This is a genomic window from Pseudoalteromonas luteoviolacea NCIMB 1942 (genome assembly GCF_001625595.1).
Taxonomy (GTDB): domain Bacteria; phylum Pseudomonadota; class Gammaproteobacteria; order Enterobacterales; family Alteromonadaceae; genus Pseudoalteromonas; species Pseudoalteromonas luteoviolacea_A.
In genome coordinates, this window is the sequence record NZ_AUXT01000157.1 from 82838 (window position 1) to 105266 (window position 22429).

Here is a 22429-nt window from a genome sequence, read left to right on the forward strand (position 1 = left end):
CAATCAGGATTTAACTAAAAAGTTGATTTGAGTAAGTAAATCTTGAGGTGCGGTGTCTTTTATATCGTTGAAGTACTCTTCAAAAGGTGGAAAATCGGCAAGTTCAAACTGGCTCTGCGGTAACCATTGTCCGTAAAGCCAATTGTAGGGCTTTTCGAGTTCAGTGTAGTCGCCTTTGAATAAAATGCTGACTGTATCACCCTCAGGTATGGTGATCTGTTCAAACGCGTGATCTTCAGGTAATTGCTTTGGATCTACAGAGATACAAGCCATAGATCTTAGCGCATCTTGTGCAACTGAGTCTGGATCATCAAAATAGATCCCAAAGAAACGTGTTTGTTGATCAATCAGCTGTGCTTTGCCTGCCATTAAAGACAGCTTTTCAAAAGCTTGCCCTATTTGCATATAGTCGCCTTTATGTGAGATACCGATTAATGCCAATGATGTAATGTGTTGCTGCTTGACTGGATACATAGTGAAATATTCCTTGTTGGATTTTGGATACAACACAGTGACATTTTGCTGCGTGTCAGCGCGAGATTGACGATACTGTTGAGGTGTTTCGCCATAGTGTTTACGAAAAGCTCGATTGAATGCTTCAACGCTACCGTAACGTACTTTCTTCGCAATTTGATGCTGGTTTAAGTCACTGCGTACCAGATATGTCGCCGCTTTCAACATACGCGTTCGTCTCACAGTGAGGTTAATCGTTTCACCTGTGTATTCACGGTAAATTCGATGAAAATGATAAGCTGACATATAGGCAATATCTGCCAAGGTATTTACATCTAGCTCTTGGTCAATATGTTCATAAATATAGTCAATGACCTTGAGTAAACGATGCTCGTACTGATTTTGCGTGCTTATCTTATGCTTCATAACGATTCGAGATCCGCGTTTGAAAAATACCTTTATAGGTTTTTATGTTGCTGGCGACAAGCCTAAAATAGCGTAGGGCGGATTGATAATGTTTGCGAATTTTCGGCCAAAGGTATTTTATCGGCAAGCGCTGGGGAGTAGTGGTACCTTATCTTATTGATACCACTCAGTGATGGTTATAAGTGTTTGGCAAAAAATGGCAGCATATGATGCTCAAGTCTCGCCAAGGCTTTGTCATTGTGACCGCCAGGGAAAACTTCAAACGAAATCGCAAGTTGCTGCTGCTGTGCTTTTTGCTTCAAGGCTAATACCCCTTCAGTAATCCAAATATAGTCATCTTTATCACCGACTTCGATGTGAATTGAACGCAACTGTTCAATGATCTCAGGTGTGGTGTAAAGGGAGATAAGCTCGCCAAAACCGCGGTACCAAAGAGGCATTTGATTTGCGTCTTGTCCAAAGTGAATATCGAAAGGTTGCTTTTCAGTACCCGCAAATGCGCCTGCATATGCCATCAGATAGGCGCTGTAACTATTGTCTTGACCATTATTCCAAATTTCTCGCCCTTGAAAGAAAGTAAATTCTTCTTTCATCACAGTCTCAGGGTCGGTGCTAGTGGCTAGTTTTTGTTTGAACTTTTGATAGCGTGAAATGGCAGCCTCAGATGTCAGGTACGATTTAGCCATGCCTTTTTCATCAAACATACCAGGGCTCAGTGCGTATACGTGGCTAAATATGTCAGGGTTTTTTGCGGCAAATCTTAGGGCACCAGTACCACCCATAGAGAATCCAGCTATACCACGGTGTTTAGCTGCTGCCTTCGTGCGGTAGGTGGCGTCTACCCAAGGAACGACCTCGTCGAGTACATAGTCACGGAAGTTACCATGAACTTTTGAATTAACGTAAAAACTGCCGCGAAGTGGTGTATTACCTTCCAGCATCACAACGATCATCTCCATTGCGTTGCCGCTGCGTTTATGGTTCTCCACCATTTTTTCTATGTGTGAGCTATAACGAATTGGCCAACTGTACGCGCCAAGAAAGTACAAAACCGGGTAGCGTTTTTTACTAGTGTGGTAGTCATCTGGCAAATAAATATGAATGTCTCGCGTTGTCTTGGTACCAATCAAGCTATTTGCTAGGGCCTTTGACTTAAAAGGGTGCTTAACTATCTATGCGTAAAGTTGACCACTCGTTAAGAGCATTAGTGTAAGGAACAGGTATTTCATTGTTGTTCTCCTGCTGATTTAGCTTGCGCTAAACTTACAATGGGCCTAACTTAAGGACAAATATTAAAAACTGTTTATTTATATGTGATGAATTTAAATTGGTTAGATATAAAAAAGTTGAACTACGTTGTTGCTGTAGCTGAAGAGCTGAGTTTTAGCCGAGCAGCACTGCGATTACATATGTCTCAACCTCCATTGAGTCAACAAATTGGTTTAATTGAGAACAATCTCGGGATGGCGTTATTTGAACGGTCTACACGGGCCCGGGCCGTGACCTTAACGGTATTTGGCAAGCTATTTGTCGAAAAAGCAAAGCGAGTACTCGCAGCTCATGCGGAGTTAGGGGAATGTGTAAGTGCAAGCCAAAAAGGCACAGAACTGCCGTTAAAAATAGGGTGTATTAGTCTCGCTTTTGAAGCCCTAATGTCGGATGGAATGGCGATGTTACAAGCACAACAGCCGTATTTGGAGCTTGTTATTGAAGAGGGGAGTAGCTCGTAGTTAATGACACAATGTGACGCTAAGCAACTGCATGGTGCAATAATACGGGCTCATGCGCCTGATTTACCACGCTCATCTTTACGTCATTTAAAAAGTGAAAAGTACGTATTAGCATGTCCAAAACAATGGCAGTTAAGCACCACGAGTGCATCAATTCAGATCTTGAATGGGCGACCCTTTATTCATTATCCGAAGCAAGTTCAGCCGAAATTACACGAAGCTATTGAACAGGTCTTTACTGACGTACAGGCACAGATGAATGTGGTTCAAGAAGTAAAAACGAAATCCACTACGTTGTCTCTGGTTGCAGCAGGTCTTGGAGCCGCTATTGTACCTCAGTCAATGCGCAGCAAATACCATCAACAGGTAGATTTTATTGAGATAGAAGAACACTTACCCAGTGTTGATTACTATTTGTATAGTGCTGACTGGCAAGCACACTGTGGATTAGATGCACTTTATGGGGTGTTATGCAACACCCCATAAAGCCTGTAAACAGAGGGCAATAAATTGGTCTATTTGAAGAAGTCGCCTTCATTTTTGGCTAGCATAGCTTCTATGTCTTCTATCAGAGCCTGTGGATCAGGTTGCGCCAAGTCCGAGCTTTGAATTTGAGCGGATATTTTATTGTTCTCTTCTGACCACTCGCCGAGGTCGATGAGTTGACAGCGCTTGGAACAAAAGGGGCGATGTGGGCTTTGCACTGACCAGATCACGTCTTTTTGGCATGTTGGACATTTTACAGCTGTAGGCATGGTAAATTACTCATCTTTCAATACAGCCTATAGTTTACTGTTTTGCTTTAAACTATACCAGTTAAGTACATTGGCTTAAAAATTGGTTACGCGGTTGATTTCAGCAAGGGAAGTAACACCTGATGCCGCTTTTTTCAAACCAGATTTACGCAGGTTTTCGAACCCGAGCTTTCCAGCAAGTTCTGCGATCTCCAATGAGTTAGCGCCAGCCATAATTTTCTGCGAAATTTCTGGGGTAATTTTCACCACTTCATAGACACCAACTCGGCCTTTGTAGCCATCAGTGCAGTGGTCACAGCCTTTTGGTGCAAACAACGTCAGCTCTTTAATTTGTTCTTCGTTAAAGCCTTGGCGCAACAGCTCTTCTTTTGGCAGTGTTTCAGGCTCTTTGCATTTAGGGCATAGCCTTCTTGCAAGACGCTGAGCAATGATCAAACTCACTGAGCTGGCCACATTATAAGCTGGTACACCCATATTGAGGAGTCGTGTGAGTGTTTCAGGTGCAGAGTTGGTATGAAGTGTACTGAGAACTAAGTGACCTGTTTGTGCTGCTTTAATGGATATTTCAGCGGTTTCTAAGTCTCGGATCTCACCGACCATGACGACATCGGGATCTTGTCGTAAAAATGCCTTAAGTGCATTTGCGAATGTCATATCCGCTTTGGTATTAATCTGTACTTGGTTAATACCTTCAAGGTTGATTTCTACAGGGTCTTCTGCGGTACTGATATTTCGTTCTGGTTTGTTAAGAATATTGAGGCCTGTATAAAGTGAGACCGTTTTACCAGAGCCGGTTGGGCCAGTTACTAAGACCATTCCTTGTGGTTGCGCAAGCGCATTCATGTAAAGGTCTTTTTGTTCTGGCTCGTAACCCAATACATCGATCCCTAACTTGGCGGCGGAGGAGTCGAGAATACGCATTACGATTTTTTCGCCCCAAATCGTCGGCAGCGTACTGACACGAAAATCGATACTTTTACGCTCAGAAATTTTAAGTTTGATTCGACCATCTTGAGGTTTACGTTTCTCTGCAATGTCTAAGTGTGACATGACTTTGATACGTGCGGATAAACGACTGGCAAGCGCATTAGGTGGGCTGGCCATCTCATGTAAAATACCGTCAATACGAAAACGCACCCGATACTTTTTCTCATAAGGTTCAAAGTGTAAGTCTGATGCACCCTTTTTAATTGCATCCATCAATATTTTGTTGATGTAAACAATGATCGGTGCGTCGTCTTTTTCTTCATCTTGTTGTTGGGCTTGGGGTTCGTCCTCAACATCAAGACTCGCGAATTCCTTAAACTCTTCTTCACTTAAAGATAGCCCCGAACTATCATCGAAGAGCTGATCGATTTTTTGTTCAAGTAGTTTATGGTCTACAACAACAATCTCACATTGCAACCCTGTGCTAAATTCAAAGTTCTCAAATGCACCGTAATCAGTTGGATCGGATGTGGCGATGAAGAGTTTACGGTCTTTTTTAACTAATGGAAGTAAATAGTGTTGCCTGATTAGCTTTTCTTTTATCAGGCCTTTGGGAACATGTTGGACATCAAACCCATTGAGATCAAAATAGGGAACGCGAAACAGATCAAGGCATTGTTCAGCAAGTTCTTGGCCACTCATTCCACTGCACAAGCAGATCAACTCTGCGGTTGTGGTAGCTTCAGTATGCTTTGCCTTTATTTGATCTGGAGTAATTCTACCTAAGGTAATGAATTTTCTCAGTAACGGAGAGTGATGTTCCATAACGTCCTTTAATACTTCAACAACTTACACAAATGTAGCAAACAATTAGTCAAACTGCTTAATTTTGCTTAAATGAACATTCTATATATCGTTCTAATGAATAATACCTAATTTTAGAGATAATAGGTTTAATATTTTTTGGCAGCTTGTAAAAATATTTGATGTAGCGATAGCAATTCGCTCTGTAAGTCGGCCAATTCTTTGTCGTTGTTGACAATATAGTCCGCAAGTCGGCATTTTTCTTCCCGACCCATTTGCGCGGCAATGATATTTTGCACTTGCGCTTGAGAGACATTATCACGGGCTTTTGTTCTGGCAATCTGAACAGATTCTGGAACGTCAATGAGCAGTGTTTTTTGACAATAGGATTGTAGCCCATTTTCAAATAATAATGGGGCGCATAAGATGCAGTAACTACTTTTGGCCGCGTTAAGTTGAGAGAGTATTTTTTCACGAATTAATGGGTGAAGTAACTTGTTGAGCCAGCTTTTTTGTTTCTCGTCATTAAAAATAATTTCCCTGAGCTTAGCTCGATTGAGCTGTCCATCAGATGTGAGTATATCAGAATCAAAATGCGCCGTGATTGCATTGAGCCCCGGCGTATTTGGCTGGACAACTTCTCTAGCAACAATATCAGCGTCTACGACCTCAATACCTAGCGTTTGAAAAAAATTAGTAGCGGCTGTTTTCCCGGAGCCTATTCCACCTGTAAGGCCAAGTATCCATCTAGACAAAACTACACTCCTAAAAAGTTAAAATACCAGTCTTTTAAAGCTGTGCCATAAAATAATGTTATCCAGCCAGCAATAGCCAAGTAGGGACCAAATGGTATGGGCGTGGCTTTGTCTTTGCCCTGAATCGTAAGCTGTATACTCCCGATTATGGCGCCCACTAAACTAGAAAGTAACACAACGGTGATAATAGACTGCCAACCAAGTAGGGCACCAAAAATTGCCAGTAATTTAAAGTCACCAAAGCCCATGCCTTCTTTGCCAGTTAAAAGCTTGAACAGCCAGTACACGCTCCATAAACTCATATATCCAACCGCCGCACCAATAATGGCATCCACTGGTGCAATAGTCAGCCCCATTGCGGCAGCTAACAGTGCGAGCCAAAGTAAGGGTAACGTAATTTGGTCAGGTAAAAGCATTTTGTCAATGTCGATAAAGATAAGTGTTATCAATGCCCAAGTTAGAACTATGTAGAGCAGAGCTTGTGGCGTAGCATCAAAATGCCATGCAACCCACAGTGAGCTTACAGCAGTGAGCATTTCAATTAGAGGATAGCGAGCAGAAATTGCTTTACTACAATATGCGCAGCGGCCTTTGAGTAGCAACCAGCTCAAAACTGGAATGTTATGTTGCGCTTTGATTTGTGTATTACATGATGGGCAAGTAGAACGCGGCGTCACTAGATTGAAAGTAGGCCCTGATTCAGTTTGTTCATTTTCTTCGTTACCAAGTATTATTTTGCATTCTTTACGCCACTCTGCGTCCATCATTTTTGGTAGTCGATAAATCACAACGTTGAGAAAGCTGCCAATACATAGGCTCACTAATCCCACGGTCAGAAGAAAAAACCATGATTGTTGTTGCATTAAATGCCAAACATCTTGCATATGTGTGCTCTTGTTATTATTTGCTGAGGTTAAATGACAGAACCAAGTTGGAAAATTGGCAAATACATGGCGATGATCAAGCCACCAACAAGCACACCTAACACGGCCATAATGATTGGCTCTAATAAGGTAGACAGGCCGTCAACGGCATCGTCGACTTCCTGTTCGTAAATGCTTGCCACTTTACTGAGCATGCTATCAAGTGCGCCAGACTCTTCACCAATAGCAACCATTTGCACGACCATATCGGGGAAGATTTTTGAATTTCGCATTGCCCAATTCATCTGATTACCAGAACTGACTTCGCCTTTGATATCTAAAATAGCATTTTTATATATGATATTGCCGGAAGCGCCAGCTGCTGAATCGAGTGCATCAACAAGTGGAACACCAGCTGCAAATGTGGTCGAAAGTGTGCGAGCATATCTTGCAACCGCAGCTTTTCGCAGTATTTCGCCTATCACGGGGAACTGTAATAAAAGCCTATCATTTGTGTGTCTGACAGACTCATTTCTAATGAGCATTTCTTTATAGGTGTATATGCCTGCTCCAATAGCGATAAGCATTATCCACCAGTATTCCTGCATAAATTCTGAAATACTAATGACAAAGCGAGTAAAAGCAGGAAGTTCAGCGCCGAATCCGGTGAAGATGTCTTCAAACTGTGGTACAACGAAAATCAGTAAAATGGAAGTTACAATAAGTGCGACGGTTATAACAGCAATAGGGTAAAACATCGCCTTTTTGATTTTTGATTTGAGTGCTTCTGCCTTTTCTTTGTACAGAGCGACACGGTCAAAAATTCTATCCAGAGCACCCGATTGTTCTCCTGATTCGACTAAATCACAATACAACTCATCGAAATATCGAGGGTGCGCACGCAAACTTTTAGCCAGCGGTTGTCCAGCTTTGACTTCATCGGCAATAGTACCAATTAGCTTACTAACGCTTTTATTTTTTGCACCTGATGCAATCATATCAAGCGACTGAACCAGTGAAACACCAGCTGTAAGCATGGTTGCGATTTGCCTAGTGGCAATTGAAATATCTTTTGGAGTAATTTTTTGCACGCTTTTAAAGCCAAACAGCGGCTTAGGTTTGCGTTTAACCTTAGAAGGCGTGATACCTTGTTTGCGGAGCTGGGCTTTGACCAAGGCAACACTGGTGCCTGTCATTTCACCCTCGAGTCGCTTACCTCGAGCGCTGACGCCAACCCAAACAAAAGTATCTATTTTATTCGTACTGTCTTTAGAAGAAAGAGCCATAGAGTATATTCACGTAAAAAGAAACTGGGTCGAACCCAGTTTCTTTTATTATGTGTTGTCAGTATCTTATGGTGTACCAGAAACTGAAGCTGTGCATGTACTTGGTAACCAGTTAATTTGATTTGAATTAACTGTTGCAGCACACGTCCACGAGTGTACAGCAAATGCATCAGTGAAGTTCGTTGCTGTTGCAGCAGTGTTTGCTGCGCTATTAGGTGTAAGTGTCATAACGATACCAGCAAGGTCATTTTGACCAGTGATCGTCATCAAACCTTTTGCATCAATAGCTAATGTAGATACAAGGTCTGTTGCGCTGAAACCTTCAGCACAATTTGTTGGCGCACTGCCTAATTGTGCCCTTTCTTCAACACATGCTTTTGGCATACTTGAAGCTGCTAGCATTTCAGAAGTTTTCGCACGGTTAATATAGTCTGTGTAAGCTGGAAGCGCTACGGCTGCCAAAATACCGATGATTGCAATCACAATCATTAATTCAATAAGGGTAAAACCACCCTGTTGTCTTTGCGTCATGATGTGTCTCCTAGGGGATATTAAGCCCGATGTTAGTTAACACTTACATCAGGGATTTATTAAACCAAATCAACTTTAGAGAAATTACTGCTAATTTAGCAGCGCTAACAATTATTCACAATTTTAACCAAAACTACAGTCAAAATAATTGTTCTAAATCATTAATTTAATTCTTTTTTATTAAATCTTGTTTGTAAATAAATGTCAATGTATTAAATGTACATTTAGTTACAATTTAATTACAACCAAAAATATACTATTCAAAGCGCATCGACAAATCGATACTTTGTACATGCTTGGTTAGGGCTCCACTAGAAATATAGTCGACACCCGCCTGTGCGTATTGCTCCAAAATTTCTAAAGTCATATTACCCGACACTTCGAGTTTAGCTCTACCAGAGGTTAGTTTAACGGCGTTTTGAATGTCCTCAACGGTAAAATTATCCAACATAATGATGTCACTGCCCGCATCTAATGCCTGTTGTAGCTCATTTAAGTTTTCTACTTCAACTTCGACAGGCTTATCTGGGTGGTTAGTTTTTGCTTGTGTTACAGCGTTTTCAATGCCACCACATGCTGCAATGTGGTTCTCCTTAATTAAAAAAGCATCAAAGAGGCCTATGCGATGATTTTTACCGCCACCGCAAGAAACTGCGTATTTTTGCAACGCTCTTAAGCCTGGGATGGTCTTTCTTGTATCGAGTAATTGCGTACTGCTGTCTTTCAGTGCTTGTACATAGTGTGCGGTTGTTGTCGCTGTACCAGACAAGGTTTGCACGAAGTTCAGCGCTGTTCGCTCCGCGGTTAAAATAGCGCGAGCTGAGCCTTTAGCTTCAAAAATACGCGAGTTTGCACTGAGGTTATCTCCGTCGTTAGCTAATACGGTAACTTCAACGCTGGGATCGACTTGACGAAAAACTTCAAGAATTAAATCTTTACCGCAAAATACACAATCCTCTCTGGTTATGACGTACGCATTCGCAGTTTGTTGTTGGGGAATTAATGCTGCGGTGATGTCCCCTGCGGAAGCCGATTGATAGTTTAAGTCTTCGTCAAGCGCTTGTTTTACGAGTTGAGAGATAAGTTGTGGTTGCATAGCTAGATTCAATCTTTATTTGTTATAAGCTAAATTCTACTTCGATTAATGCAATGAAACAATTTTCTTTGTGCAGTAGGTTGAAGTTGACGACATAAAATTGCCATAGTGCTTGAGATGAAATCTTGTTAAGGTAGTCAAGGTGTAGTGACTATTTAATTTTTTTATGCAAAATCAATATCCATGGCTACCATTTGCGGACCATAGGTCGTCACCCCATTTTGATGAACGCCCTAACGAAGATGATGTAGATTTACTCGTGATCCATAATATTTCTCTGCCTGCAGGGGTATTTGGTACACACTACGTCGACGATTTATTTATGGGTAATATAGACTGCCAAGCGCATCCAACATTTTCGTCTCTAGATGGGTTACGCGTATCGGCGCACTGTTTTATCCGTAGAAATGGTCAAGTAATTCAATATGTTCCGTTTTCTAAAAGAGCATGGCATGCTGGTGTCTCAAGCTTTTCTGGTCGTGGGCAGTGTAATGATTTTAGTATCGGTATTGAAATGGAAGGGACTGACACCACACCTTACACTGATGCGCAATATGAAGCATTAGTTGCGGTTAGCAAAGCCATATTAGCGCAATATCCAGACATTACACCGGACAGAATTGTCGGACATTGTGATATTGCTCCGGGGCGAAAAACGGACCCTGGTGATATATTTGATTGGCAGCGCTATTTCAACATGTTATTGCAAAAATCAACGATCGAGTAAGAATAATGATATTAATCTCAATACTAGTGGCACTTATCATTGAGCGACTGGGTGCCCGTTCAGAGTACTGGCAAATTGACTATTACCTAGCTCATTACCAAAAATGGTCTCAACAAAAGATTTCAAGAAACTGGCTTGATAGATCTAATATTGGTGTAATGGTTTGGATGGTTATACCCGCTATTTTGGTGGCTTTGCTTTACAGTTTTTCTGATTTTGTTATCTGGGAGCTAGCTTTAAATGTGTGTGTACTTTTGGTCTGTTTTGGCTGCGCAAAGTACAGAAAGTCATATAAAGCGTATTTGAACGCACTTGCTCGCGGCGATAACGAAGCGGCTACGTTATATGCATTTCAAATGGGCCAAACTAGAACTGAAGATGAGCCTCGTGGTGAAACCTTTGGCCAAACACTGGCGTGGATTAATTTCACACATTATTGTGCAGTCATGTTTTGGTTTGTGGCTTTGGGTGCACCTGGTGCGGTTCTGTACGCAACCACTCGCACGATGGTTGAGCTTTTAAAAGACAAAACTAACGATGAGCCACCAGAAAATCAGCGATTGTGTGTACAAATGCTGGGTAAACACAATGAGCGTTTGAGTTTCTTTTTCCATGCGTTAAATTGGTTCCCTGCAAGATTAGCTGGATTCGGATATTTAATTATTGGTAATTTTTCAAAAGGGACGGGAAGTTGGCTAAAGTACCTGCTAGATTTTAAAACCTGCAACCGCAAAGTAGTGGTTGAAACTGCTTTGGCGGCTGAACAGATAGAACAACAATACTTTGGCTGCACTTACGAAGCTGCGTGTATGATGCGACTAGTGAAGCGTAATGTGCTGTTCTATCTCTTCATCGTTGCCGCATTGACGCTCTTTGCCGGATTAAGTTAAAACGGGAAATAATAACGGAAAAATACTGAGTGGCGCGTTAATGAATTTGCCCAAGCCACTCAGATTTTCTTTGCTTCATACGTTCTATAAGGTGATTGTCGATACCTAAAACAGGTAAAACGACATCGGTGACATCAACCACATCACACACACCCGCGACGGACCAAAGTGCCTCTTCCAAGCCTTTAGCCTTATGTAGTGCATAATGACTGACATAGCGCAATTCATTAGAGAGGTGATCCATGTCTGGTCTGCCCGTTTTAGATACGTACAAATGACAAATAAATAAAATGCCATTCTTAAGTGCTTTTTTCGCAAATAAGAATATCGGTTCGACAGGATCCCCAAAAGGAATACATTGTGACTTGATCCCACCATTTGCTTCGTCTGCTTTTTTACCATCGTAATGAATAAACAAAGTAAAGCGTAAGGGTTTGTCTTGACGTGACTTTGCTCGTAAATTCTCAGTCAGGATGTCCTCAATATAGTTGCTGGGGAACAAACTGCCTGGGAAGAGTAGCTCTTGGTTATTTTGCTGGACAATTTTCGGCAGTAACAAAGAATGCAGCGGTGAAGGATACAAACCGTGACCGACAGCACCTACTTCTAAGTGAGACGCTTTTTTATGCAAGTAAAGCGGCAGCTGACACATACTCTTGGTTACCATATTTCTCAGAGCAGTTGATAAGCCGGGAATTTTTGGGGCTTCTTCACTAGGTTGCAATTTATCTTTGTTATTTTCAATCAGCGCAGTAAAAAATTCGATGGCGGTGTGTGGCACGTTAGTAAACTGTTTTACTTTGAGGTTGATGATGGTCTTAGATTTACTGACTGCCATGACCTCGTATTTTAGGTCGGACAATTGATGTTGTTTCGTAATCTTTTGCAAATCTGGTAATTCTACCGTCACCAGAACGCCTTTTGTGATATCAATAGGCTGCTCTAGTTCCAGTTGTAGCCCCATAACCGAAAAGTCACGCGTGTTTCCTGTAAAAGATTGCTGCTCCCCTAAGTTAAGCGTGATCCCAGTGCGATATAAAAAGCGTTTGTGGGCTCGTAGATTTACGTATTCCAATGCAACCTTTTCAAGTGGTGGTGGCGTTTTGGCTTTACCATGACCAAACTCCTTGAGACGATTAATACTTTCCTGAGAATAATCTAACTTATTACAGTGTGTGCGAAGCTCCTGCGTCGTGATCTCAGTTAACACCATAAGGTGGTGCACAGGTTCAATGAGCCCCTGTGCTCGAGGTGGTGGTCGCTTATTTAATTTTTCGACATTTTTCCCTACGCTTTTAGGCAGGGACAAAGGGATAAATGCGTCTTCATGATGACTTGGCATCAACTGGACTTTAAAGACTCGCCAACTTTCTTTTTCGCTGCCAAAACCTAAAAACAAACTTTTTAATTCTGGTTTTTGTTTCAATTCGTAGTCAAAAGCCGAATAAAAATAAATTTTGCCGGCATTAGAATGTGTAAAGGTATAACAATAAGCTTCTTTGACTGGGGTTGTTTGTGTTAGTAGGGTTTGTAGTCGTTTATTGTTGAAGACACTGTATAAGCAAGAGGTTTTTCTTTCATCTTCGAAGTAGTAATGGATGAATGCGTTATTTTCATTGGTAAGCACCATACTAGGTAATAACAAATTATTGATGCGGCTGAAAAAAACAAATAGTGAACTTACCCGTGGCAAATAATATTGTTCATAGCCTTTGCAAACCACAGCATCTAAGGTGTTGTCTAAGTTTACTTTGTAGCGCCGTTTGTTGCCATGAATAAAGCTTTCAAGAAATTCATCAAACCCAGAATTGTTTTCGACAAATGTACGTTTGAGCCGCACATAATTGTAGTCGCTATTGGTTTCTTCTATCGCGACGACTTCATATTGTATGCCTTCTTTTAGTCCTAGCTCGAAGTCTTGTTCAAGACCAACCAACCTCAAGGTGAGCAAGTTACGCGGAAAAACTGTGTAATTTTTCGATAACTTTATTTTTGCACCACTTAAAGAGATGTCAGATGTACTGGCTTGAACCGTGGTCCCGCTTTTCAGTTCGACGGTAATCTTGATCGAGTAGTTCATGCGCTCTTCGATTCTGCTTTCATAAGAGGCAAAACGAATTAATTGCGCTGCATGGTCGTATGTCGCTTCAGGTTCAACATCAACTTGCTCCTGAGCCTGTTTTTGCATGACTTTAAAATTGTTCTCGGTATGCATCACAGCTTCGTATACGGCCATTGTATACGCGCCATGCTGGGCAACTTCCCGTTCGAATACGTCGATAGCGACGTCATCCATAAAGTGTTGCTTACCTTCATGCTCATAGGGTTTAACTTCGCCAGATACTTGGCCGCGCAGATCAATAAATCTGGCAACGGGCTGAGATAGACGTGTCATCTCCATTTTTAGAAGGAATTGGTCAGGTTTACTTAATTGGGCAGTCTTTTGCTTGAAGATAAAATCAAAATTGGGATCGCCTAAGTCTTCCTTGAGGATATTTATAAGATCTTGATGTAGTTCTAGTTTATCTTCACTCATAGCATTTCATGTTGCGTCTGCGGACAGTCTCTCGTTGTTATTATTTCAGCCTTCGCCAATTTTATGTCAGTATAGCTACATATTTAACTTGTAGCTTAATGGGTTTTTCCTTTTAAGCAATAACTATGCCTTGATTTTTATGGGAAAAAAGAAAACCGCATTTGTATGTAGTGATTGTGGAGCGGAATTTGCTCGTTGGCAAGGGCAATGTTCTGAATGTAAAGCTTGGAACACTGTAACAGAGTTTCGTGTACCTTCCGTGAAAGCGGCTCCTCGTAGTGCTGGTACCACTGGTTATGCTGGTGTCGTAGAAGCAAAAATCCAAACTTTAGATGAAGTTAACCTTGAATCTTTACCTCGGTTCTCTACCGGTTTTAAAGAGTTTGACCGCGTTTTAGGCGGGGGGGTTGTTCCTGGAAGTGCTATTTTAATCGGTGGTGAGCCAGGAGCGGGTAAGAGTACTTTGCTGTTACAAACTATGTGTTTGTTAGCGCAATCTATGCCAATCCTATACGTGACAGGTGAGGAATCATTACAACAAGTTGCTATGCGCGCCAAGCGCTTAGGGTTGCCAACGGATAAACTGAAAACGCTGGCAGAAACCAATGTTGAGACAATTTGTCAATTAGCACTGCGTGAAAAGCCTGCCATCATGGTTATTGACTCGATACAAGTCATGCATATGACCGATGTTCAATCTGCCCCAGGAAGTGTTTCTCAAGTGCGTGAAAGCGCGGCTTATTTGACGCGATTCGCTAAACAAAACCAAGTGGCGATAATGATGGTCGGTCACGTTACAAAAGACGGTACATTGGCCGGCCCTAAAGTACTAGAACACTGTATTGATTGCTCTATTTTGTTAGAAGGCAGCAGTGATAGCCGCTTTAGAACATTGCGGGGCAACAAAAACCGTTTTGGAGCGGTCAATGAACTTGGCGTGTTTGCCATGACAGGACAAGGGTTAAAAGAAGTAAGCAACCCCTCTGCAATTTTCTTAAACCGAGGGGAAGAACAGACACCTGGCTCTTTGGTCATGGTGATCTGGGAGGGAACTCGTCCTTTGCTAGTCGAAGTTCAGGCTCTGGTCGATTACTCTCAATTGGCCAATCCAAGGCGCGTAACTGTAGGACTAGAACAAAACCGCCTAGCTATGCTACTTGCAGTATTACACCGCCATGGAGGCTTGCAAGTTGCCGATCAAGATGTTTTCGTTAACGTTGTTGGCGGCGTCAAGGTCAACGAAACAAGTGCTGACTTGGCCTTGATCACCGCGCTGGTATCTAGTTTTAAGAACTATGCCTTAGATAAGCAGTTAGTAGTATTTGGTGAGGTCGGTTTAGGTGGAGAGATACGGCCTGTTCCAAGCGGTCAAGAGCGCTTACGCGAGGCTGCAAAACATGGCTTTAAACGCGCAATCGTGCCAGTTGCAAATAAACCTAAAGAAGTCATCGAAGGTATGGAAGTCATTGGGGTTTCTAGCCTGAGCGATGCACTACAAGTTCTATTTTAAGGAAGTACTATGAATAAAGTGGCTATAACAGCCGTTGCTATTGCCGTGTGTGGCGCAGTCGGTGCAAATTGGTATGCAAATACCCGTGCAGATGAGGTAATTGCACACCAGATGCAACAATTCTCGGAGCAAACGGGGTTTAATGTTAATTACGAAAATGTCGACTATAGCTTGCTCAGCAATACTGTGGTCATAAAAAACGTTTCTTTCATGAATAAGGAAACAAAATTACCACTTATTGATATCTCGAGCCTTTCGATTGCGGGTTATGAGTCAGATAAAATCAGTCCATACACAGAGCTCGTCATAAATGGCTTATCTTTTTCTAGTGACTGGCAAAAAGCGCCAGAGAATACTGCGGCCTTGCCGGATAGCATTGTAAAAGCACAATATGATTTGGTTACTTCTATGAGCTTTGATGAAAGTAATGGGGACAGTGAGGTCAAGTTCTCAGCATCAGCGCACAATATTCTAGATCTTGTTATCGACTTTAATATGACCAATAGCCAAGGCCTCATGAATCTACAGCGTGAAATTGACAAGATGCATGAAAAGGGTGAGATGGATCTGGAAGCAGAGCTTCAAATGCAAAGTAAAATGATGAGTGCGATGCAGGCTGTACAGCCGAAAGCGTTTTCATTTTCACTGAACAGTGACGGTGAGCTAAAAACTGTGGTCGATGAACTTCTACAAAAGAATGGCTTAGACCACACTCAGCTACAATCGATGCTATCAGCCCAGCTAGATGCAGTACCTGCTAGTGAGGTAAACAAGCAGGCCGTAAAAGACTTTATTGCTGGTTTAAATTCATTTGAAATAAGCATGGCATTTCCTGAACAGACAAGCATGATGCAGCTTGCTATGCAGTTGCAACCATTGGCGGCCGATCCTCAGGCATTAGAGCAGTTTTTGAATTTAAAAATGGCTGGAAACTAAAATTAAAAAGGCGAGGAAATCCTCGCCTTTTTAATTAATGAAGTTGTTATTTGTCATTCAACGCAAGCATCAGCTCTCGTTTACGCTCCAAACGTACAGCCATCTTTTCTGCAAGCGGTTTAAACTTGGCAAGCTCAGCTTTAGGTAGTGGTAGTGACTTAGGTAACTGCACCGTTTTAGGATTGCGGTGTTGTCCATTTACTAAGAATTCATAGTGCAGGTGAGGCCCAGTCACTCGACCGGTTGCACCTACAGTACCAATCTTTTGCCCTTGTTTAACTCTTTGTCCAGTTTTTACATGCTTCTTATGTAGGTGCAAATACTTGGTTGTATATTGACCACCATGTTCAATGAACACATAATTACCATTTAACCTATTGTAACCTGCTTTGGTTACTTTACCATTGCCCGCAGCAACTACAGGTGTGCCTACTTTTGCTGCGTAATCAATGCCCCGGTGTGGACGAACCTGTTTTGTTACAGGGTGTAGCCTGCGAGGGTTAAAATTAGAGCTGATATATTTAAAGTTCACAGGCGCCCGCAAGAAGGCTTTTTTCATACTGCGCCCTTCTGGCGTATAAAATTCGCCATTGGTATGCCGAATTGCTGTATAGGTGTCACCTTGGTTTATAAACTCGGCAGCAATAATTTTGCCATTACCAATTTCTTCACCATCTACAAAGTGAGTTTCATACACTAAGGTAAACGAATCGCCTTCTCTGATATCATTAGCGAAATCTACATCCCAGCCAAAAATATTTGCAACGTTCATAATCTGTCTCTGCGTTAAGCCAGCTGAGATACCTGCCGTCCAGAACGAAGATCTAATTTTGCCACCTGAGGTTTTCTCTCTGGTTTCAATTTCTTTACTGGTTATTTGCGTTTCGTAGTGATTGTCGTCTTTTCGAGTGACATACAAGGTATCCGTTTTGGATAGCACATACTTTAATTGCGCCAAATTACCTTGTTCATCACTCGCAAAACTTAACACTTCACCAGGGTGGATTTTGGTGAGTTTGCGTGTTTCTGCATTTGTGTTTACTAGACTATGCAGAGTCTGTGCGGAGTAACCTGCGCGCTTGAATAAGAGCGCTAGACTATCTCCGGACCTAACTTTATGATCAACATAGTTAAAGTGAACAACGTCAGTTTCTTCTTCTGAGTGCGTATGTTCTTCGCTTAATTCGGTGATTTGTTCTTGTTGTTCTTCCACCTTAACGGGAAGCTCATAGCGTTTGCCTACTTCTAGCGCATCATCTTTGTGATCTCTAGATGCAGTGGCCTTCTCTGAAGGTATCAAGGCTATCCCAACCATTGCAGCTAATAGCCCAGCAATGAGCATTTTGTGTTTTTTGGGTAGCTTCTTTACTGCAGGTACCATAACGTGCCTTTTTCGCTGTCAAGAATTTTTATGGATAATAGTGCAGCATATACGTAATAAAGCGTTAATACCAGTATTTTGTGCATTTAAACTCCGTGAAATATAGGCTAGAATCGAGCGATAAACTGAATTTTTTGTTGGAGTGATAATGGCGGACATTGAAACTGCATTTGCTGAGATTAGGCGCGGTGCAGAAGACATATTGATTGAAGATGAATTGAAAGAAAAACTGAAGTCAGGGAAAAAGCTGCGTATTAAGGCTGGATTTGATCCAACAGCGCCTGATTTGCATTTAGGCCACACAGTTCTAATTAATAAATTAAAAACTTTCCAAGATTTAGGCCATGAGGTCATTTTCTTGATTGGTGATTTCACCGGTATGATCGGTGACCCAACTGGAAAAAATGTAACGCGTAAGCCATTAACGCGAGAAGATGTGCTAGCGAATGCTGAAACTTATAAAGAGCAAGTGTTTAAAATCTTAGATCCGGAGAAAACAACTGTTGCGTTTAATTCTCAGTGGATGGAAAAATTAAGCAGTGCAGACATGATTAAGCTTGCATCGCGTCAAACTGTGGCTCGTATGCTGGAGCGTGATGATTTTAAAAAGCGTTATGCTGGCGGACAAGCAATTGCTATTCACGAATTCTTGTATCCATTAGTACAGGGTTGGGATTCAGTCGCACTTGAAGCTGATGTTGAGCTAGGTGGTACTGATCAGCGCTTTAACCTATTGATGGGGCGTGAATTACAAAAAGAAGAGGGGCAAAAACCTCAAACTGTATTAATGATGCCGCTGTTAGAAGGAACAGATGGTGTTCAGAAGATGTCAAAGTCACTGGGCAACTACATAGGTATTACTGATGCGCCAACAGAAATGTTCGGTAAAGTAATGTCTATTTCTGACGATCTTATGTGGCGTTACTATGAGCTTCTCAGTGCTAAGTCTCTGACCGAAATAGACGCTTTAAAAGAAGAAGTGGCAGGTGGTCGCAACCCTCGCGATATCAAAATAGACTTTGCTAAAGAAATGATAGCACGCTTCCATAGTGAAGATGACGCGCAAGCTGCCCATCAAGATTTTATCAAGCGTTTCCAAAAAAATGCGCTTCCAGATGACATCCCTGAAGTCGCTATCGAGATTGAGGGTGAAACGACCTTTATCGCAAATTTATTAAAAGAAGCAGGCTTGGTTGCAAGTACATCTGAAGCGATGCGCATGATTAAGCAGGGAGCTGTTAAGCTAAATGGCGAAGAAAAGGTAACTGATACTAAGCTAGAAATTGCTAAGGGCAGCACGGAGATTTACCAAGTTGGTAAACGTAAGTTTGCTAAAGTAACAGTTAATTAAGCTGCTTCTAGGCCAAGTGAAATACTTACTCGGCCTAGATTAAATTAATCCCCGCCCAAATTAACCCAGTTAATCCCAACCAAAACCACCGCATTGTGCCTTGTAGTTTGAGCATGTGTTCAATATCTTCTACTGTCGGTTGTCGATCGCTACCAATACGAATGTTTTCGAAGCGTTGACCGTGATAAAACCGTGGCCCAGCGAGTTGCACATTTAGATTTGCCGAAAACAATGAGACGATCCAGCCAGAGTGTTTATTGCTATAATGTTGCGCGTAATGCTTGAGATAATGCTGTGTTTTCGAGAAGTTTTGTGTCAGTGACATCGTAATCACAAAGGCGCGCAGAGGCAGCCATTCCAAAATATAAATAGCACGCTGCACTGGGGCTAGAAATGGGTGGTTTGGGCTCAATTGCTGTCTCCAGCTGTGATCACACAGCATCATGAGCTTATAAGCAAGTGCCAAATATGGACCACCGACCAAATAAAATATAAGCACTAGGTAAAACTGCCTTACTGAACTAAGTGCCAAAGAGTCTAAGCAGGCTTTAATAATGCCTATTTCCGATAAAGATTGTGTATCTCTTGCCACCATAGAGCCTAAGAGTTGCTTTGCTGAACCTTTTTGGTTCACTGTTAATAGCTTTGCAATTCTATGTGCGCGTTTTTCAAAGTGCGTATCTAGACATAAATATAAAATCAGCCCGCCAAACCATTGTGGGTAAAATGAGATAAATGACAAGGCAAATAATAATGCCATTATAGTGAAAACCGGCAATGTAAAAGCCAGTGTGCCGGAGAGAGTGTGGTGGCTTTTAGCAATGTTATCCCTGACTACACGCTTAGCTAGATTACGGGCGAGCAGAGTGAAAAGCGTGTTTGGATGGTAAAGGTTTGATAGCCTAAAGGAAAAAGCACAAAAAACAGCCAAGTAAAATATCAGCAAGCCCTCTTGGGCTTGCAATATTTGTAACGCCACTTACAGAGTAACCTGCTGAAGCTTTTCTAGTAGTGCTACTACTAGCTTAGATGAGTTGACTGATGCAACCTCTAAATATTCCTCAAAAGATTGAGGAGATTCTTTGCCTGCGATATCAGACATAGAGCGGATCACGACAAATGGTGTTTCTAGCACATGACAAGCCTGTGCGATTGCCGCACCTTCCATTTCTACAGCTAACATGTTGGGGAAGTCTTGGCGTGTTTTTTCTATGCGGACAGGATCACACATAAACGAGTCACCTGTACAGATTTGGCCTACCATAGTTTGTATGCCTTCAACTGCATGAATACTTTCTTTTGACGCTTTAATAAGCGCAGGGTTTGCAGCAAACCCCGCAGGCATTTGTGGTACTTGACCTATTTCGTAACCAAATGCGGTTACGTCAACATCGTGATGGCGTACTTCGTCAGAAATAACAATATCACCCACATTTAGAGAAGGTTCAAAGCCACCTGCTGAGCCTGTATTAACAACGCAATCAGGGGCAAAGTTATCAATTAACAGTGTTGTGGCTACTGTCGCTGCAACTTTGCCAATACCTGACTGAACTAATGTCACTTCATGGCCGCCTAATTGGCCAGTGTAGAAAGTAAAACCACCTTTTTTGAGCGTCTGGGGAGATTGCATTGTGTCACGTAAAATAGTGACTTCTTGCTCCATCGCACCGATAATGCCAATTTTCATAATTTGTCTCTTACGGATTCATTTAATGCTCATTATATACATTCTTAATTTGAAAGCATTATTTGGAAGTGCAAAATTTAGGAGTGTAATACCGTGAGCATAGCTGCCTGACTGAGCAGGCAACTAACTTGTGGATGAGAATCAAATTTCAGCAAGCTGTGTGCTTGCTGCTTTGGCTTGAGAGGGTGACAGTACAGCTGGTTTGTAATTGCGCTTGCGTACAGGTTTTGTCTGCTCCGGCTTTTGACCAAGTTTGAACAAGATCGCAGCGCGTACCTCTGGGCTTTTATAACCAGATTTAATTTTCATGCGAATATGTGGAATACCGGCCGATTCTAGCGCCCCACTGACAAACCAATCTTTTTGTGCTTTGTGCCCATTCTTATTGGCATTGTTGACCAGATCAACAGCGGCAACAATATTCATCGTACTTTTGTCGACTAATACATAGTCGAGTTGTTTATTTTGCGCCTTGGTGATGGCCGAGCGGCGAGCTTTTTTAGATAAACCCGGTTTACACTCGATGACGTCTACTAATTTTACTCGGCTCACTATTTTAAATTTATCGCCAACTGCGCGTTCTAAAAGCTGTAAGAATGACGCTTCTACGGTTGAGAATACAGAATCTTTGCGATTAAACGGATAGGGGTTTCCGCCCGCGTCGGTATACTTTGAAATTACAATTGAGGCAACAACTACGAGCGCTAAAATAGCTAACAGTGTAAGTTCCATAAATCACTCCACGACAACAATTTGACTTTGTATTTAATAAGCAAAGAGTGTGCCGAAAAGTGATTTTTAGGTTTGCGAAGGCTGAAAACCTTCGCGAAAGGGTTAGGCTTGATAGCCTCCTTGAACACCTTTAACCGCATAGGCTACAGCATCATGAGCATGCAGTGATTCGTAGTGATTAATTTTCACATAAAAATCGAGGTAGTTTTGTGCATTAAAGAGTGCTTTTAATTTTCTTGCTGCATCTTCACAGAACATCAAGTTTTGGCCATTCAATCTAGCGAACTCTTGTTCGTCTTCTCTTTTAACCGCTGTTTGCACAGGCGTTTTTAGTTCCTGTTCGACCAAATCAACAAGACCAAGTATATCGAACTCAGTCGTATCTTGTGGTAACCGAACCTTGATATTAGCGATTGAGCGCTGTGAGTGTGGCGTTGCAACAATGCCCTCTGTAGTACCTAGCCAATTGATGACAGTTTCATGATCTAATTGCTGACCTGCAAACTTTTCGTCAAATGCATTTTGAATGAGTTGTCTAGCAAGGGCGGCAGAGCAAGGGCAAGTTGAAGAGTAAGTAACGTCAATTGCCAACTCCATTTTGATTTGGTTGTCTCTTAATACGGCAGAGATCGTGACAGGATAGTTCTTCCAGCCTTGCTTGCCACTTAATAAAGAAGCACGTCGTAGTGGCAATTCAAAAGCGATAACGACTTTTGCAGCCTGACTCAAATCTTTGTGCGTTGTCAAAAATTGGTCAAGTAACGCAGTTAGAGTAACGGGAGTTAGGGTTTGCTCGCAAGACAACTTATCCAAAGCCAAAAATAATCGTGACATATGGATGCCTTTGGCATCGGCTTTGTTTAAGCTAACAAAAGTGTCTGCTTTTGCTGTAACGGGGATGTCATTTAATCCTTTGCTGCTCAGTTGGAGTGGTAATTCTATGTTTCCCATTCCGACCCAGTCTAAAGTTCCCGTTTTTAGCGCATCTGCACAGTGCGCAATGTCTGGCATTGAAGTTGGCATTTAAACTCTCTTTAATCACGACCTAAAACG

General features: G+C 42.0%; 22 protein-coding genes. 7 read left to right on the forward strand and 15 right to left on the reverse strand.

The window, feature by feature from the left end:
- Positions 1-3: 3 nt before the first annotated feature.
- Positions 4-879, reverse strand: a complete 876-nt coding sequence (locus tag N482_RS11310; protein ID WP_063377141.1) for an AraC family transcriptional regulator — start codon at positions 877-879, stop codon at positions 4-6.
- Between the two features lie 176 nt (positions 880-1055).
- Positions 1056-2009 carry an alpha/beta hydrolase gene (locus tag N482_RS11315; protein ID WP_063377142.1) on the reverse strand — a complete coding sequence of 318 codons (954 nt, stop codon included), beginning with the start codon at positions 2007-2009 and terminating at the stop codon, positions 1056-1058.
- A gap of 186 nt (positions 2010-2195) precedes the next feature.
- Here N482_RS11315 and N482_RS11320 point away from each other — a divergent pair, with 186 nt between their 5' ends.
- Both N482_RS11320 and N482_RS11325 read left to right on the forward strand, forming a co-directional pair.
- On the forward strand, positions 2196-2609 hold the full coding sequence (locus N482_RS11320; protein ID WP_063377143.1) for a LysR family transcriptional regulator: 414 nt from the start codon (positions 2196-2198) through the stop codon (positions 2607-2609).
- Positions 2610-2612: 3 nt separating this feature from the next.
- Positions 2613-3095 (forward strand): LysR family substrate-binding domain-containing protein, encoded by a 483-nt coding sequence (locus N482_RS11325; protein ID WP_063377144.1) that lies wholly within the window; start codon positions 2613-2615, stop codon positions 3093-3095.
- Between the two features lie 29 nt (positions 3096-3124).
- Here the strand turns inward: N482_RS11325 and yacG are convergent, their stop codons facing one another.
- The 7 genes from yacG to nadC form a co-directional block, all read right to left on the reverse strand.
- Positions 3125-3364, reverse strand: a complete 240-nt coding sequence (gene yacG, locus N482_RS11330) for a DNA gyrase inhibitor YacG (protein WP_063377145.1) — start codon at positions 3362-3364, stop codon at positions 3125-3127.
- Between the two features lie 75 nt (positions 3365-3439).
- Positions 3440-5116 (reverse strand): type IV-A pilus assembly ATPase PilB, encoded by a 1677-nt coding sequence (pilB, locus tag N482_RS11335; RefSeq protein WP_063377146.1) that lies wholly within the window; start codon positions 5114-5116, stop codon positions 3440-3442.
- Positions 5117-5244: 128 nt separating this feature from the next.
- Positions 5245-5850: a dephospho-CoA kinase gene (gene coaE / locus N482_RS11340; protein ID WP_063377147.1), complete on the reverse strand. Its 606-nt coding sequence runs from the start codon at positions 5848-5850 to the stop codon at positions 5245-5247.
- Positions 5851-5852: 2 nt separating this feature from the next.
- On the reverse strand, positions 5853-6734 hold the full coding sequence (locus tag N482_RS11345) for a prepilin peptidase (protein WP_063377148.1): 882 nt from the start codon (positions 6732-6734) through the stop codon (positions 5853-5855).
- A 29-nt stretch (positions 6735-6763) separates the two neighbouring features.
- Positions 6764-7999 (reverse strand): type II secretion system F family protein, encoded by a 1236-nt coding sequence (locus N482_RS11350; protein ID WP_063377149.1) that lies wholly within the window; start codon positions 7997-7999, stop codon positions 6764-6766.
- Between the two features lie 66 nt (positions 8000-8065).
- Entirely contained in the window at positions 8066-8530 is a 465-nt protein-coding gene (locus tag N482_RS11355) for a pilin (protein WP_063377150.1), read from the reverse strand.
- Positions 8531-8786: 256 nt separating this feature from the next.
- Positions 8787-9626 (reverse strand): carboxylating nicotinate-nucleotide diphosphorylase, encoded by an 840-nt coding sequence (gene nadC, locus N482_RS11360; protein ID WP_063377151.1) that lies wholly within the window; start codon positions 9624-9626, stop codon positions 8787-8789.
- A gap of 166 nt (positions 9627-9792) precedes the next feature.
- On the opposite strand from nadC, the gene ampD reads away from it, so the two are divergent.
- Positions 9793-10353: a 1,6-anhydro-N-acetylmuramyl-L-alanine amidase AmpD gene (ampD, locus tag N482_RS11365; protein ID WP_063377152.1), complete on the forward strand. Its 561-nt coding sequence runs from the start codon at positions 9793-9795 to the stop codon at positions 10351-10353.
- A 5-nt stretch (positions 10354-10358) separates the two neighbouring features.
- On the forward strand, positions 10359-11243 hold the full coding sequence (gene ampE / locus N482_RS11370; protein ID WP_063377153.1) for a beta-lactamase regulator AmpE: 885 nt from the start codon (positions 10359-10361) through the stop codon (positions 11241-11243).
- A gap of 37 nt (positions 11244-11280) precedes the next feature.
- Here ampE and N482_RS11375 read toward each other — a convergent pair whose 3' ends face one another.
- A complete protein-coding gene (locus tag N482_RS11375) occupies positions 11281-13779 on the reverse strand; it encodes a PilZ domain-containing protein (RefSeq protein WP_063377154.1) in 2499 nt (832 codons plus the stop codon).
- Positions 13780-13918: 139 nt separating this feature from the next.
- On the opposite strand from N482_RS11375, the gene radA reads away from it, so the two are divergent.
- The gene (gene radA / locus N482_RS11380; RefSeq protein ID WP_063377155.1) at positions 13919-15289 is read left to right on the forward strand and encodes a DNA repair protein RadA; all 1371 of its coding nucleotides are present in this window, start codon (positions 13919-13921) and stop codon (positions 15287-15289) included.
- A gap of 9 nt (positions 15290-15298) precedes the next feature.
- Complete coding sequence (locus tag N482_RS11385) at positions 15299-16225, forward strand: hypothetical protein (RefSeq protein WP_063377156.1); 927 nt, start codon at positions 15299-15301, stop codon at positions 16223-16225.
- Positions 16226-16271: 46 nt separating this feature from the next.
- Here N482_RS11385 and N482_RS11390 read toward each other — a convergent pair whose 3' ends face one another.
- Positions 16272-17606 (reverse strand): peptidoglycan DD-metalloendopeptidase family protein, encoded by a 1335-nt coding sequence (locus N482_RS11390; RefSeq protein WP_063377157.1) that lies wholly within the window; start codon positions 17604-17606, stop codon positions 16272-16274.
- Positions 17607-17754: 148 nt separating this feature from the next.
- On the opposite strand from N482_RS11390, the gene tyrS reads away from it, so the two are divergent.
- A complete protein-coding gene (gene tyrS / locus N482_RS11395) occupies positions 17755-18957 on the forward strand; it encodes a tyrosine--tRNA ligase (RefSeq protein ID WP_063377158.1) in 1203 nt (400 codons plus the stop codon).
- A gap of 34 nt (positions 18958-18991) precedes the next feature.
- Here the strand turns inward: tyrS and N482_RS11400 are convergent, their stop codons facing one another.
- From N482_RS11400 to folE2, 4 genes are all read right to left on the reverse strand, one after another.
- Positions 18992-19936, reverse strand: coding sequence for a cobalamin biosynthesis protein CobD/CbiB (locus N482_RS11400; RefSeq protein ID WP_063377159.1), 945 nt, complete (start codon positions 19934-19936; stop codon positions 18992-18994).
- Positions 19937-20644 (reverse strand): 5'-methylthioadenosine/S-adenosylhomocysteine nucleosidase, encoded by a 708-nt coding sequence (gene mtnN / locus N482_RS11405; protein WP_063377160.1) that lies wholly within the window; start codon positions 20642-20644, stop codon positions 19937-19939.
- Positions 20645-20785: 141 nt separating this feature from the next.
- On the reverse strand, positions 20786-21376 hold the full coding sequence (locus tag N482_RS11410; protein ID WP_063377161.1) for a DUF2726 domain-containing protein: 591 nt from the start codon (positions 21374-21376) through the stop codon (positions 20786-20788).
- 102 nt (positions 21377-21478) lie between these two features.
- On the reverse strand, positions 21479-22399 hold the full coding sequence (gene folE2 / locus N482_RS11415; protein ID WP_063377162.1) for a GTP cyclohydrolase FolE2: 921 nt from the start codon (positions 22397-22399) through the stop codon (positions 21479-21481).
- Positions 22400-22429: the final 30 nt, after the last annotated feature.

Excerpts from the sequence above, each read along its gene's own strand:
- N482_RS11310 (WP_063377141.1), bottom strand. The coding sequence starts at position 879 with ATGAAGCATAAGATAAGCACGCAAAATCAGTACGAGCATCGTTTACTC.
- N482_RS11320 (WP_063377143.1), top strand. The coding sequence starts at position 2,196 with ATGAATTTAAATTGGTTAGATATAAAAAAGTTGAACTACGTTGTTGCT.
- N482_RS11325 (WP_063377144.1), top strand. The coding sequence starts at position 2,613 with ATGACACAATGTGACGCTAAGCAACTGCATGGTGCAATAATACGGGCT.
- yacG (WP_063377145.1), bottom strand. The coding sequence starts at position 3,364 with ATGCCTACAGCTGTAAAATGTCCAACATGCCAAAAAGACGTGATCTGG.
- pilB (WP_063377146.1), bottom strand. The coding sequence starts at position 5,116 with ATGGAACATCACTCTCCGTTACTGAGAAAATTCATTACCTTAGGTAGA.
- N482_RS11345 (WP_063377148.1), bottom strand. The coding sequence starts at position 6,734 with ATGCAAGATGTTTGGCATTTAATGCAACAACAATCATGGTTTTTTCTT.
- N482_RS11350 (WP_063377149.1), bottom strand. The coding sequence starts at position 7,999 with ATGGCTCTTTCTTCTAAAGACAGTACGAATAAAATAGATACTTTTGTT.
- N482_RS11355 (WP_063377150.1), bottom strand. The coding sequence starts at position 8,530 with ATGACGCAAAGACAACAGGGTGGTTTTACCCTTATTGAATTAATGATT.
- nadC (WP_063377151.1), bottom strand. The coding sequence starts at position 9,626 with ATGCAACCACAACTTATCTCTCAACTCGTAAAACAAGCGCTTGACGAA.
- ampD (WP_063377152.1), top strand. The coding sequence starts at position 9,793 with ATGCAAAATCAATATCCATGGCTACCATTTGCGGACCATAGGTCGTCA.
- ampE (WP_063377153.1), top strand. The coding sequence starts at position 10,359 with ATGATATTAATCTCAATACTAGTGGCACTTATCATTGAGCGACTGGGT.
- N482_RS11375 (WP_063377154.1), bottom strand. The coding sequence starts at position 13,779 with ATGAGTGAAGATAAACTAGAACTACATCAAGATCTTATAAATATCCTC.
- radA (WP_063377155.1), top strand. The coding sequence starts at position 13,919 with ATGGGAAAAAAGAAAACCGCATTTGTATGTAGTGATTGTGGAGCGGAA.
- N482_RS11385 (WP_063377156.1), top strand. The coding sequence starts at position 15,299 with ATGAATAAAGTGGCTATAACAGCCGTTGCTATTGCCGTGTGTGGCGCA.
- N482_RS11390 (WP_063377157.1), bottom strand. The coding sequence starts at position 17,606 with ATGGTACCTGCAGTAAAGAAGCTACCCAAAAAACACAAAATGCTCATT.
- tyrS (WP_063377158.1), top strand. The coding sequence starts at position 17,755 with ATGGCGGACATTGAAACTGCATTTGCTGAGATTAGGCGCGGTGCAGAA.
- mtnN (WP_063377160.1), bottom strand. The coding sequence starts at position 20,644 with ATGAAAATTGGCATTATCGGTGCGATGGAGCAAGAAGTCACTATTTTA.
- N482_RS11410 (WP_063377161.1), bottom strand. The coding sequence starts at position 21,376 with ATGGAACTTACACTGTTAGCTATTTTAGCGCTCGTAGTTGTTGCCTCA.
- folE2 (WP_063377162.1), bottom strand. The coding sequence starts at position 22,399 with ATGCCAACTTCAATGCCAGACATTGCGCACTGTGCAGATGCGCTAAAA.